The sequence below is a fragment of the Halomonas chromatireducens genome, from assembly GCF_001545155.1.
Taxonomy (GTDB): Bacteria; Pseudomonadota; Gammaproteobacteria; order Pseudomonadales; family Halomonadaceae; genus Halomonas; species Halomonas chromatireducens.
Genome location: NZ_CP014226.1, coordinates 912,054 through 923,969, shown reverse-complemented (window position 1 = coordinate 923,969; position 11,916 = coordinate 912,054). Strand labels below are relative to the sequence as shown.

11 protein-coding genes are annotated in these 11,916 nt (G+C 62.6%); 2 read left to right on the top strand and 9 right to left on the bottom strand.

Going from position 1 to position 11,916, the window contains the following annotated elements:
* Positions 1-3 precede the first annotated feature (3 nt).
* The 8 genes from LOKO_RS04285 to LOKO_RS04250 all read right to left on the bottom strand — a co-directional run bounded on the left by LOKO_RS04285 (position 4) and on the right by LOKO_RS04250 (position 8,311).
* Positions 4-312: an antibiotic biosynthesis monooxygenase family protein gene (locus LOKO_RS04285; protein ID WP_066445500.1), complete on the bottom strand. Its 309-nt coding sequence runs from the start codon at positions 310-312 to the stop codon at positions 4-6.
* 17 nt (positions 313-329) lie between these two features.
* On the bottom strand, positions 330-821 hold the full coding sequence (gene sixA / locus LOKO_RS04280; protein WP_066445498.1) for a phosphohistidine phosphatase SixA: 492 nt from the start codon (positions 819-821) through the stop codon (positions 330-332).
* The gene (locus tag LOKO_RS04275; protein WP_066445496.1) at positions 818-1,918 is read right to left on the bottom strand and encodes an NAD(P)H-dependent glycerol-3-phosphate dehydrogenase; all 1,101 of its coding nucleotides are present in this window, start codon (positions 1,916-1,918) and stop codon (positions 818-820) included. The genes sixA and LOKO_RS04275 overlap by 4 nt, the downstream gene beginning before the upstream one ends.
* 115 nt (positions 1,919-2,033) lie before the next feature.
* Positions 2,034-3,479, bottom strand: a complete 1,446-nt coding sequence (locus LOKO_RS04270; protein WP_066445493.1) for an NAD(P)(+) transhydrogenase (Re/Si-specific) subunit beta — start codon at positions 3,477-3,479, stop codon at positions 2,034-2,036.
* Between the two features lie 16 nt (positions 3,480-3,495).
* A complete protein-coding gene (locus LOKO_RS04265; RefSeq protein ID WP_066445490.1) occupies positions 3,496-5,067 on the bottom strand; it encodes a Re/Si-specific NAD(P)(+) transhydrogenase subunit alpha in 1,572 nt (523 codons plus the stop codon).
* Between the two features lie 254 nt (positions 5,068-5,321).
* The gene (gene htpG, locus LOKO_RS04260; protein ID WP_066445487.1) at positions 5,322-7,226 is read right to left on the bottom strand and encodes a molecular chaperone HtpG; all 1,905 of its coding nucleotides are present in this window, start codon (positions 7,224-7,226) and stop codon (positions 5,322-5,324) included.
* A gap of 94 nt (positions 7,227-7,320) precedes the next feature.
* On the bottom strand, positions 7,321-7,791 hold the full coding sequence (locus LOKO_RS04255) for a PaaI family thioesterase (RefSeq protein WP_066445484.1): 471 nt from the start codon (positions 7,789-7,791) through the stop codon (positions 7,321-7,323).
* Positions 7,784-8,311, bottom strand: coding sequence for a PaaI family thioesterase (locus LOKO_RS04250; RefSeq protein ID WP_066445481.1), 528 nt, complete (start codon positions 8,309-8,311; stop codon positions 7,784-7,786). The genes LOKO_RS04255 and LOKO_RS04250 overlap by 8 nt, the downstream gene beginning before the upstream one ends.
* Positions 8,312-8,510: 199 nt before the next feature.
* On the opposite strand from LOKO_RS04250, the gene LOKO_RS04245 reads away from it, so the two are divergent.
* Positions 8,511-10,463: a transglycosylase SLT domain-containing protein gene (locus tag LOKO_RS04245; protein WP_066445478.1), complete on the top strand. Its 1,953-nt coding sequence runs from the start codon at positions 8,511-8,513 to the stop codon at positions 10,461-10,463.
* Between the two features lie 78 nt (positions 10,464-10,541).
* On the opposite strand, the gene LOKO_RS04240 is transcribed toward LOKO_RS04245, so the two are convergent.
* Complete coding sequence (locus LOKO_RS04240) at positions 10,542-11,186, bottom strand: LysE family translocator (protein ID WP_066445475.1); 645 nt, start codon at positions 11,184-11,186, stop codon at positions 10,542-10,544.
* A 510-nt stretch (positions 11,187-11,696) separates the two neighbouring features.
* Here LOKO_RS04240 and LOKO_RS04235 point away from each other — a divergent pair.
* A complete protein-coding gene (locus tag LOKO_RS04235; RefSeq protein WP_043515357.1) occupies positions 11,697-11,903 on the top strand; it encodes a cold-shock protein in 207 nt (68 codons plus the stop codon).
* Positions 11,904-11,916 lie beyond the last annotated feature (13 nt).

Here is an 11,916-nt window from a genome sequence, read left to right as displayed (position 1 = left end):
CGTCTAGCCACCGCTGCGGATCACAACCTCGAACTGCTCGAGCCCGCCGCCCTCGCCGACGGCTTCCCTGGGCATGGGGTTGGCGTGGGCGCGCTTGAAGTCATCGCCGCCGACCCAGGCGTGAAAGGCCTCCTGGCTCTCCCACTCGGTCTCCACCACATAGGGGGCCTGATTGCCCAATGGCCGAAGCACACGCATGGCCAGAAAGCCCGGCTGCTTGTCGATTTCGCCGGCTCGAGCACGAAAGCGCGCTTCGAATGCCCCCTCATGGCCGGGGTTGACGAAGACGCGATTGTTGACGACGAAAGTCATGGCAGTTCTCCATTGATTCAGGGCCGCTCATCTGGCCAGGTAACGTCGTTTGGCGCCATGAAGCGCAGTAGCCTGGCGCAGCCCGCCGCCCACACCTCGGCTTCGAGCTCGGCCACGGCCGCCGTGGGAAAGCCCAGCCCGCGGTCACTTCGCCCCTCGACCAGCAGCCCTGTCACGGCACCCACCAGCGGCATATGGCTGACCAGCACGAACGGCCCTCGGCCGGTCTGCTCCAGCAGCCAGTCAATCACCGCCTCGGGGGGATCGTCCGGCGTGACGATACCCAGGGTCTGAATCTCACATCCCAGGCTGGCCGCCACATGCACCGCCGTCTGTTGCGCTCGCCGATACGGGCTGGCGAGTATTCGCGCCTGGGCCAGCTCCTGATACTGCAGCCAGTCTGCCATGCGCGCAGCTTCAGCATGGCCACGAACGGTGAGCGTGCGCTCGGCATCGACGCTGCCCGGGCCGGCCTCACCATGGCGCATGATCAGCAGGCGCTTACTCATTGCCCGCTCCCATGCCTGCTGGCGTCCGGCTGGTCGTCGGCGGCCTCGACCCGCCGGTGGGCCCGCTGCACGTCCTCCCGTGAGAGCAGAAATTCCACATCGCTGCTCTGCTCCCCCCGCATCAGCATGCGCGCCATTTCGCGCGCCGGCACGCCCTGGAACAGCACTTGGTAGAGCCCTTCGGCCAGGGGCATGTAGACACCGGCCTCGCGAGCCTTGTCGCGCACCAGGCGCACCGTGTTGACCCCCTCGGCTACCTGACCCAGAGCCGCCACCGCCTCATCGAGGGATTTTCCCTGGCCCAGCGCATAGCCGACTCGGTAGTTGCGCGACAGGTCCGACGAGCAGGTGACGATCAGGTCACCCACGCCGGCAAGGCCGAGGAACGTCATGGGATTGGCCCCCTGGTCCACCGCAAAACGCCCCATCTCGGCCAGCGCCCGGGTCATGAGCATGCTGCGTGTGTTCTCGCCCATGCCCAGCGCGGCGGCCATACCGGCGGCGATCGCATAGATATTCTTTAACGCCCCGCCCAGCTCAACGCCGTAGCGGTCGTTGCTGGCATAGACCCTGAAGTAGTCACAGCTCAGCGCCTGCTGCACCCGGGTACGAGTCAGCGGGTCGTCGCTGGCCACTACCGTGGCGGTGAGCTGTTTCTGGGCGATTTCGGTGGCCAAGTTAGGGCCCGAGATCACCCCGATATGGGTAAAGCCCGTCTCCTCCTGAAGGATCTGGCTCATCAGCTTGAAGCCCTCCTCCTGAATACCCTTGGTCGTACTCACCAGGATCTGGTCGGAGCGAAGCCAGGGGCGTGCCTGCCGCACGACGTCACGAAAGGCCTTGGAGGGAATCGCCACCAGCACCAGTTCCGCCCGCTCGAGCACTGCCTGCATATCACTCGATGCCTTGACCGCCGGGTTGATGGCAAAGTCGGGCAGGTAGCGGCCGTTTCGGTGTTCACGGTTGATCTGTTCCACCAGATCGATGTCGCGTAGCCACTGACACACTTCTGCCCCGTTGTCGGCAGCAATGCTGGCAAGTGCAGTACCGAAACTGCCCCCGCCCAGCACCGCCACCCGCATGGGTTCATCGGACATGTTCACCCCTGAAAAGTCGGGTAGAGAGAAGAGTGTAACGAAAAGCGCCCCCTTCGGGGGCGCCTGATGCCTAGCATAGCACCGGGCCGGCGATACCGGCCCGGGCGATATCGCCTCAGTCGATCAAGGAGAGCAGCGAATCGATGCTCTCACGGGCATCGCCATAGAACATCCGCGTGTTCTCCTTGTAGAAGAGCGGGTTCTCGATGCCCGAATAGCCCGTGCCCTGGCCACGCTTGCAGACGAAGACGACCGAGGACTTCCAGACCTCAAGCACCGGCATGCCGGCGATGGGGCTGTTGGGGTCGTCCTGGGCGGCAGGGTTGACGATATCGTTGGAGCCGATGACGATCGTGACGTCGGTCTTGGGGAAATCATCGTTGATCTCGTCCATTTCCAGCACGATATCGTAGGGCACCCTGGCCTCGGCCAGCAGTACGTTCATGTGCCCTGGCAGACGCCCGGCCACCGGGTGTATGGCGAAGCGTACCTCCTTACCTGCCGAGCGCAGCTTGCGCACCAGCTCGCTCACCGCGTTCTGGGCCTGGGCCACGGCCATGCCGTAGCCAGGCACGATAACCACGCTGTCGGCGTTATTCAGTGAACTGGCCACGCCCGCGGCATCGATGGCCACCTGCTCGCCCTCGATCTCGGCAGCCGGCCCCTGGGTGCCACCACCGAAGCCACCGAGAATGACGCTGACGAAGTTGCGGTTCATCGCCTTGCACATGATGTAGGAGAGAATGGCCCCGGAGGAACCCACCAGCGCCCCCGTGACGATCAGCAGATCGTTGGAGAGGGTGAAGCCGATCGCTGCCGCCGCCCAGCCCGAGTAGCTGTTGAGCATCGACACCACCACCGGCATATCGGCACCGCCGATACCCATGATCAGGTGCCAGCCGATGAAGAAGGCCAGCGCCGCGAGAATCAGCAGGGTCCAGAAGCCGGCACCGTTGAGGTAGAGAATCGCCAACAGCAGACTGAATGCGGCCGCTCCCGCATTGAGCATATGGCCGCCGGGCAGCTTATGTGGCTTGCCGTCCACCTTGCCGGCCAGCTTGCCGAAGGCCACCACCGAACCGGTGAAGGTCACCGCACCGATGAAGATGGCGAACACCACCTCGAGCTGCAGGAAGGTGAGTTCATCCGATGCCTTGGTCGCCACCAGGGCGGCAAAGGCCGAAAACTCCTGGTAGCCGGCACCGAGTGCCTGTGCCGCCAGTACCCGACGCCGCTCGAGATCGGCGTTCCAGGCGACGAACACCGCCGCCAGGCCGACGAAGCTGTGCAGCGCCGCCACCAGCTGGGGCATTTCGGTCATGGCCACCCGCGTGGCCACTTTCCAACCAATCACCGAGCCGATCGCGATCATCGGGATCATCAGCCAGTAGTTGCCGATGCCCGGACCGAAAGCGGTGAAAAGCACCGCCACCGCCATGCCGACGATGCCGTACCAGACGGCACGCTTGGCTTTTTCCTGATTGCTCAGTCCACCCAGGGAGAGCACGAAGAGAACGCTTGCCGCAATGGCTGCGGCAGAAACAAAACCTTGACCCAACATGTCGTTACTCCGCCGCTCAGGACTTCTGGAACATGGCCAGCATCCGGCGTGTCACCAGGAAGCCACCCACTATATTGATGGTCGCGATCAGTACCGAGATCGCCGCAAGCAATACCACCACCCAGTTGCCCGATCCAATCTGCAGGACCGCCCCGAGAATGATGATCCCGGAAATGGCATTGGTCACCGCCATCAGCGGCGTATGCAGCGAATGGCTGACATTCCAGATCACCTGGAAACCGACGAAGCAGGCCAGCACGAAAACGATGAAGTGTTGCATGAACGAGGCCGGGGCAATCTGGCCAAGCAGCAGCATCAATGCGCCCCCGACGCCAAGCAACGTCACCTGTCGTTTGGTCTGCACCTTGAAGGTGGCAAGCTCTGTGGCCTTCTTCTCCTCCGGTGTCGGCACCTTCTCCTTGGGCTTGGGCTTGGCGGCGGCAATCGCCTTGACCTTGGGGGGCGGCGGCGGGAAGGTAACCTCACCCTGATGAGTGACCGTCGCCCCTCGGATCACGTCATCTTCCATGTCATGGACGATGGCACCATCCTTTTCAGGCGTCAGGTCGGTGAGCATGTGACGGATGTTGGTCGAGTAAAGCAACGATGACTGGGTCGCCATGCGCGAAGGGAAGTCGGTAAAGCCGACGATGGTCACGCCATTGTCGCTGACCACCTTCTCGTTGGGCTTGGTGAGGTCGCAGTTGCCGCCCTTCTCGGCGGCCAGGTCGACAATGACCGACCCCGGCTTCATGGCCTTGACCATGTCCTCCAGCCACAGCTTGGGCGCTGGCTTGCCGGGAATCAACGCCGTGGTGATGACAATATCGACCTCTGGCGCCTGCTCACGGAACAGCGCCAGCTGCTTCTCGCGGAACTCGGGGCTTGACGGTGCGGCATAGCCGCCGGTGCCGGAGCCATCCTGGGAATCCTCGAAGTCGAGAAACAGGAACTCGGCGCCCATCGATTCGATCTGCTCGGCAACCTCGGGGCGCACGTCGAAGGAGCGAACCACCGCACCGAGGCTCGTTGCAGTACCAATGGCGGCGAGACCCGCCACACCAGCGCCGATGACCAGCACCTTGGCCGGTGGCACTTTCCCGGCGGCAGTGACCTGGCCGGTGAAAAAGCGGCCGAAATTGTTGCCCGCCTCGATCACCGACCGATAGCCGGCGATATTGGCCATGGACGACAGGGCATCCATCTTCTGGGCCCGAGAGATTCGCGGGACCATGTCCATGGCGACCACGGTGGCCCCCCTCGCCCGGCAGCGCTCCAGCAGCGCCTCGTTCTGGGCCGGCCAGAAGAAGCTGATCAGCGTCTGGCCGTCCCGCAGCAGGTCGGCTTCTGCGTCGCTGGGCTCGCGCACCTTGATAACCACCTCGGCCTCGCGCCAAAGTGCCTCGGCGCTCTCCACCACTGCCACACCGGCGGAGCGATAGGCCTCGTCATCGAAACCGGCAGCGATGCCGGCTCCTGATTCGATCAGGCATTCGTGTCCAAGCTTGTGTATGAGCTGCGCACTGTCAGGGGTCAGCGCGACGCGTGCCTCCCCCTGGGCGAGCTCCTTGGGTGCACCAATCTTCACGTTGGATCTCCCTTATGGTTATCGAAGTTTCGGATAGGTCAAACTGACTATTCATACCTGACCATGCCGCAATGCACAACCGCAATGATGTCGATCGACAGCAACTGAATGTAGCACTATCCGGCTGAAATAATGGAAAAAACAGGATGTGACGTTGACGTAAAGGGCCGACCTGGCCGTGATCACAAACACGCACAGGCCGCCCGAAGGCGGCCTGTGACGTGGACCATCGATGGGGTATTGCCCTTGCGGAATCAGGCTATCAGCAGCGCATTGAGGCGCTTGACGTAGGCCGCCGGATCATCGAGATGACCGCCCTCGGCGATGATCGCCTGATCCAGCAGGATTCGCGCCAGGTCAGCGAAACGTTCGCCCTCCGCCGATTCGAGCCGGTCGACCAGCGCATGTTCCGGGTTGAGCTCGAGTATCGGCTTGACCTCAGGCACCTTCTGCCCGGCCGCCTCCATGATGCGACGCATCTGAAAGCCCATCTCATGCTCGGGCAGCACCACACAGGCCGGCGAATCGATCAGTCGATGGGTCACCTTGACCTCCTGGACCTCGTCCCCCAAGGCCTCCTTGACACGCTTGACCAGCGCCTCCTTGGCCTTGGCGGTCTCTTCCTGGGCCTTCTTCTCCTCTTCACCCTCGATCTCGCCAAGATCGAGATCACCCTTGGCCACGTCGAGCAGGGTCTTACCGTCGAAGTCGGTGAGGTGGCTCATCAGCCACTCGTCGATCCGATCGGAGAGCAGTAGCACCTCGATGCCCTTCTTGCGGAAGATCTCCAGGTGCGGGCTCGACTTGGCCGCATTGAAGCTGTCGGCCACGATGTAGTAAATCTTTGCCTGCCCTTCCTTCATGCGCTCGACGTAGTCGGCCAGTGACTGGTCCTGGGTGGCACTATCGGTATGCGTTGAGGAGAACCGTAGCAGCCCTGCGATCTTTTCACGGTTGGCGTAGTCCTCGGCCGGCCCTTCCTTAAGCACGGTGCCGAAGGTATTCCAGAAGGTCTGGTAGCTTTCCTTGTCCTTGGCCAGCTTCTTGAGCATGTCGAGCGCCCGCTTGGTCAGCGCACTCTTGATCTTCTCGACCTTGGGATCCTGCTGAAGCAGCTCACGGGAAACGTTGAGAGAGAGTTCGCGGGTATCGAGCACCCCCTTGATGAAACGCAGGTAGAGCGGCAGGAACTGCTCGGCATCGTCCATGATGAAGACGCGCTGCACATAGAGCTTCACGCCCCGGGAGCCATCCCGCTCGTAGAGGTCGAAGGGAGCACGCCCCGGCACGAAGAGCAGACTGGTGTACTCGAGCTTGCCCTCGACCTTGTTGTGGCTCCAGGTCAGCGGATCGCTGAAGTCATGGGCCACATGCTTGTAGAACGCCTTGTACTCGTCATCGGAGATCTCGCCCTTGGGCCGGGACCAGAGTGCGGTGGCCTCGTTGACGGTTTCCCAGGTGGTAACTTCGCTTCCCTCTATCTCATTGCCGTCGTCATCCTTGGCGGCCTCGATCCTGGGCATGCGTACCGGGACCTCGATATGATCGGAGTACTTGCGCACCAGCCCCTTGAGGCGGAAGTCGTCGGCAAACTCCTTGGCATCCGGCTTGAGGTGAAGCACGATTTCGGTACCGTGGCGCTCGTTCTCGATATCTGCAACGGTAAACTCGCCTTCTCCCCTGGAGCGCCACTCGACGCCCTCCGCCTTGTCAGTGCCGGCCTTGCGGGTTCGCACTGTCACCTCATCGGCGACGATAAAGCTGGAGTAGAAGCCCACGCCGAACTGGCCGATCAGCCTGGCATCCTTCTGCTGCTCGCCGGAGAGCTGCTTGAGGAACTCGGCGGTGCCGCTCCGAGCAATGGTACCCAGGTTGTGAATCACCTCGTCACGACTCATGCCGATGCCGTTGTCGCGTACCGTTACCGTGCCGGCCTTCTCGTCATGCGTGATCTCGATACGCAGTTCGCTATCGCCTTCATACAGCGCATCGTTGTCCAGCGCCGCATAGCGCAGTTTGTCGCAGGCATCGGCAGCGTTGGAAATCAGCTCGCGTAGAAATATCTCCCGGTTGGAATAGAGGGAGTGAATCATCAGGTGCAGCAGCTGCTTGACCTCAGTCTGGAAGCCGAGCGTTTCCTCGTGAGCGGTAGTGGACATGGATCGGTTACCTCATGGCTTGAACCAGCGGCGACGCCGCCATGGCGTCGCGCGTGTAGAACTGTTCAGCGATATGGGGTCCGAGGCGGGAATTTCAAGCGTCGGGGTGTTCTGTGGTGCTCAAGACGAAGTGCAGACGCGCCGTGGCCACAGGTTCATCTTCACGCTCCTGCCAGGCCTTGACCTGGACATTGGCCATGCGCCGTCCCTCCCGCAAAAGGCTGCAGCGAGCATGGGTCGGTATCACGCGGGCCGCGCGTAGATAATCAATGGAGAAGTCGACGATACGCGGCAACCGGGGTGTCCGCGTCGCGAGCATCAGGTCGAGGGTGCCGGCTGTCTCCATGAAGGCAGCCACCACCCCGCCGTGAACGGCAGGCAGCAGGATGTTGCCGATGTTGTGAGGGCGCGGTTCAAGATGAAAAACCATGCCGTCTCCCTCGGTGTCGGGCGATGCCGAAACGCCAATGAAGCGGGTATAGGGCACTCGCTCCAGCCAGGCGGCGACATCGCCTTCGGCCCGGGTTTTCTCCAGCCAGGCCGCATCGTGAAAGTCGTCAACCATCGTCGTTCGCTCCCTCATTGGCCCCGCTGAACAACGCCTCACCAAAGCCCGGCGGCGTGTTGCGAGGCCCCAGGCGCATGAAATTGCCAATGCCGCGGGCCACCGGCCGCTCGGGATCCTGCCAGAGCGTGCCTTCGGTGAAGACCACCGATTCTGTTACGGAGAGCACACGGGCACTGGCCATGATGGGACGACCCGCCAACGCCGGCCGGTAATGGTCGACGCGCAGGTCCAACGTCGGGCAGACCTCCGGCGAGGGCAGGCCGCAAAGCACCGCAGAGCCGCATACCGTATCCAGCAGCATGGTGAGTACGCCACCATGCACCAGCCCCCGCGTGGAATCGCCCAGCAGCTCGTCACGCCAGGGAAGCCGCATTGTCACCTCCGGGGGAACCACACTGATCACCTCGAGTCCCAATTCCTGGGTATGCGGGATGATAGAGACGAAGCGGGTCAGAGCGATTCGCCAGGCCTCGGGGTCACGGCGGACAACCTCGCCAGGCTGTATGTCTTGGGTCACATCCTACTCCTCACGATAGCCCAACAAGCGTTTGATAGGAACCTGTTCAGCCTAGCCCTCACGCTGTTTGCGCACAAGCATCTCACCGTTGAACGAAGCCAACCAACACCCTGGAAATCATCACCCAACCCCTACTCAAATATGCTCCAATGGGCGACGATACAGAGGTTCCGACTCAAGCCTTCCGGAGGCCGCCACCATGCGCCATCGCCACCTGCTAAACAGCGCCGCCGCCTGGTTTGCCGCGGCTGCCATCAGCCTGCCACTCGTTGCTCATGCCCAGCCGAGCGACAGCGCCATGCGTGAGGCACTGGAGGCGGCTCGCAACCAGCAGTGGAGCAGAATCAACAGCAGCACCATCAATGATCATGTGCTCTACGGCTATGTGGAGTATCACCGCCTGCGCGATCAACTGCCCCAGGCCGAGCCCAGCCAGATACTGGCGTTCATCGAGCGGCACAAGGACGCCCCCCTGGCCGAGTGGATGCGCGGCCAGGCCATCAGCCGCTACGGCAGCGCAGGTCGCTACGGTGCCGTCCTCGCCGTTGCCGATGGCGAGCCCGCAGGCGCCGAACGTCAATGCCATTACTATACGGCGCTGCTTGGCAGCGATCCCGAGGCTGCTGCGCAGGGTGGGCGAAAGCTGTGGCACGTGGGCAGCTCGCAATCGTCAGCCTGCGACCCCCTGTTCCGCCAACTGCGGGAAACGGGGGAGATCAGCGAAGTCGATATCTGGGAGCGCAAGATGCTGGCCTGGCAACAGGGCGAAAGCGGTCTTGCCAGCTACCTGGGTCGCCAGCTCGGCAGTCGTTGGCAGGAAGCCCGCGACGCCAAGGCCCGCCTGCAGGGGAATTACGCCGCCATCACCCAAGTACCCAACTGCATCGGCCCCGAGTGCCTCGGCAGCGGGGCGCTGTTTGCCGCTGCCATGCATGGCTTCACCCGTGCCGATACCGAAGCCGCCATGGAGGCATGGCGCAAGGTTGCCCCTTACCTGACCTTCGACGGCGAGCATCGCCATGCCATCGAGGAGGACCTGGCCTTCTACTCCCTGGTGCGCAACATCGACAATAACCGGGGCTGGGTGGACGATATTCTGCCCCGGGTGGGTACCGCGCGGGTACTCGAGTTGCGCGTGCGCCATGCCCTGAGCAGCCGGGACTGGTCCGGCGCACTCCGCTGGATCGAGGCAATGCCCGATGAGACCCGCGACAATAGTCGTTGGCAATACTGGAAGGCGCGGGCCCACGAACAGCTGGGTGACACGGAGCGTGCCCAGGTCGCCTATGCTCGCGCTGCCGACGGACGCAATTTCTTCGCCTTCGCCGCATCGGACCGTCTCAATCGCCCCTATTCCCTGAACCTCGAGCGCAATGGCTTCGACGAGGCGTATCGTCAGGAGGTCGCCCAGTGGCCAGCCGTGCAGCGTACGGAAGCCCTGCTGCGCATCGGCGAGGATGGCCTGGCCAACAGCGAGTGGCTGAATGCAGTGGCCATTGGAACACCCAGAGAGGCGCGGGCCCTCGCCGACTACGCCGCGCGCCGGGGCTGGCATGCTCGCCTTGTCCAGACCACCATCACCGGCCAGATGTGGGACGCGCTGGACTGGCGCTTTCCGGAAGCCTATCGGGATTACTTCCTGCGCTGGGGCAACAATACCGGCGTTGACCCTTACCTGCTGATGGGCATTGCGCGACGCGAAAGTGCCTACAATCCGACGGCGCTCTCCCCCGCTGGCGCCCGCGGGCTGATGCAGATAATGCCCGGCACCGCCACCCAGCTCAGCCGCCAGCTCGGCATCAGTGACCCCGGGTCTTACGGCGTGCTCGACCCGGAGCTCAACATCCGCTTGGGCAGCACCTATATTCGCGACATGACCGACCGCTATCGGGGCAATCGCCTGGCGGCAGCCGCGGCCTACAATGCCGGCCCCGGCCGGGTCGATCGCTGGCTGCGCGACTCGCCAGAGGAGTTCGACCTCTTCGTGGAGAGCATTCCCTTCCGCGAGACACGCGACTATGTCCAGGCGGTGCTCGCCTACCGGGTCATCTTCGAGAGCCTGGCCAACGGAGGCAGCACCGAGGGCGTTTCGATGCTCAGCTCGGCGGAAACCACGGTGCGCTACGACGGTTCGCTGCTGGCACGCAACTAGCCGGCGCCACTCGAACGACACTAGAATTACCCTTATTGGGCTCCGGTTGCATACCGGGGCCCAAGCGTTTGCAATCGCTCAAACGGGGTGACGCTCCAGCGCCAGCTTGATGCCAAACCCGATCAGTACCGCGCCGGTTGCTCCATTCAAGACGCGCGCAAAGAGGCGGCTTCCCAGCCAGCGCCCCGCACTGCCCACCGTCAAGACGATACCGATCTGCCACAGGTTGGCGATGATGAAATGCACGCCTGCCAGACACAATGACTTGATCAGGGCAGGGTCCGTCGGGGCGATGAATTGGGGCAGAAATGCCATGTAGAAGACAACGGTCTTGGGATTGAGCACGTTGGACAGCAGCCCTTCCCGAAGCGGCCGCCACACCGAGCGCGCCTCGCGCGCGCCCATCACGCCTTCAATTGGCAGGCCCTGGCCACGTCGTGCCGCCAGCAGACTGGCGATCCCCAGCCATATCAGGTAACCGGCTCCCGCCACCTTGAGCAGGCCGAAGGCCCATGCCGACTGCAGCAGGATCAGGGAAATCCCCAGCGCCGACACGGTGGCATGCACGAACAGGCCACAGCAGATCGCCACGCTGGTCAGCACACCATCACGCACGCCACCGCGAGCCGTGTTGCGGATCACCAGTAAAGTATCCACCCCGGGGCTGAGAGTCAGCAGAGTAATGGCAACCACAAATGGCCAGAACTGGGCATCCCACAACATGGCTCGAGCGCTCCCTGCCGATGCATTACCCGGGATCGGGCAACGGGGCGATTCTACGCCATCGCCTTACAAACCAACACCTGGCACTCAATGCCTCGATCGGGACAACACGTTCCGGGTAGCATGGCTGCGGCTTTGCCGTGGTCGTCAGAGAACCGCACCGGTTGGCTACGCGGTGCCGGCGGCCTCCCTGCAGCCAGCTTTTCGATCTGGTGCGTAGCGCCTCGCAGGCAGGCATGGGTCGGCTCAAGGACAGACTCGGTATGGCATATTTCATGCTCGGGATTCGCTGGACGCTCCGATTATTTCTATCTAAAGTTGTTTGGGCGGGCATGGTGGTTCGCCACTCATGCATTATCCGTTGCGTCGGAAAGCAAGTGGGAAGTCGTTAACAGTATGTCGAACTGTCGATAGACCCGAAGCGCACTTTTCTCGCCTTGCCCACGCACTTCGGGCCTCCGGTACTGCCGAGTGCCCTGCACGATCAATCAGTAAGTAAGGAAATCGACAATGGCAACTGGCACTGTCAAGTGGTTCAACGATACCAAGGGCTATGGCTTCATCTCTCCGGACGACGGTGGTGACGACCTGTTCGCCCACTTCTCCGAGATTCAGGCTGACGGCTTCAAGACCCTGCAGGATGGCCAAAAGGTTACCTTCGAGGTCACCCAGGGCAAGAAGGGCCTTCAGGCCTCCAACATCAAGCTCGCCGACTGAGGTACTGCTTCGG

Bases quoted from the DNA above. Each gene is read 5' to 3' on its own strand.
- LOKO_RS04285 (WP_066445500.1), bottom strand. From the start codon at position 312: ATGACTTTCGTCGTCAACAATCGCGTCTTCGTCAACCCCGGCCATGAG.
- sixA (WP_066445498.1), bottom strand. From the start codon at position 821: ATGAGTAAGCGCCTGCTGATCATGCGCCATGGTGAGGCCGGCCCGGGC.
- LOKO_RS04275 (WP_066445496.1), bottom strand. From the start codon at position 1,918: ATGTCCGATGAACCCATGCGGGTGGCGGTGCTGGGCGGGGGCAGTTTC.
- LOKO_RS04270 (WP_066445493.1), bottom strand. From the start codon at position 3,479: ATGTTGGGTCAAGGTTTTGTTTCTGCCGCAGCCATTGCGGCAAGCGTT.
- htpG (WP_066445487.1), bottom strand. From the start codon at position 7,226: ATGTCCACTACCGCTCACGAGGAAACGCTCGGCTTCCAGACTGAGGTC.
- LOKO_RS04255 (WP_066445484.1), bottom strand. From the start codon at position 7,791: ATGGTTGACGACTTTCACGATGCGGCCTGGCTGGAGAAAACCCGGGCC.
- LOKO_RS04245 (WP_066445478.1), top strand. From the start codon at position 8,511: ATGCGCCATCGCCACCTGCTAAACAGCGCCGCCGCCTGGTTTGCCGCG.
- LOKO_RS04240 (WP_066445475.1), bottom strand. From the start codon at position 11,186: ATGTTGTGGGATGCCCAGTTCTGGCCATTTGTGGTTGCCATTACTCTG.
- LOKO_RS04235 (WP_043515357.1), top strand. From the start codon at position 11,697: ATGGCAACTGGCACTGTCAAGTGGTTCAACGATACCAAGGGCTATGGC.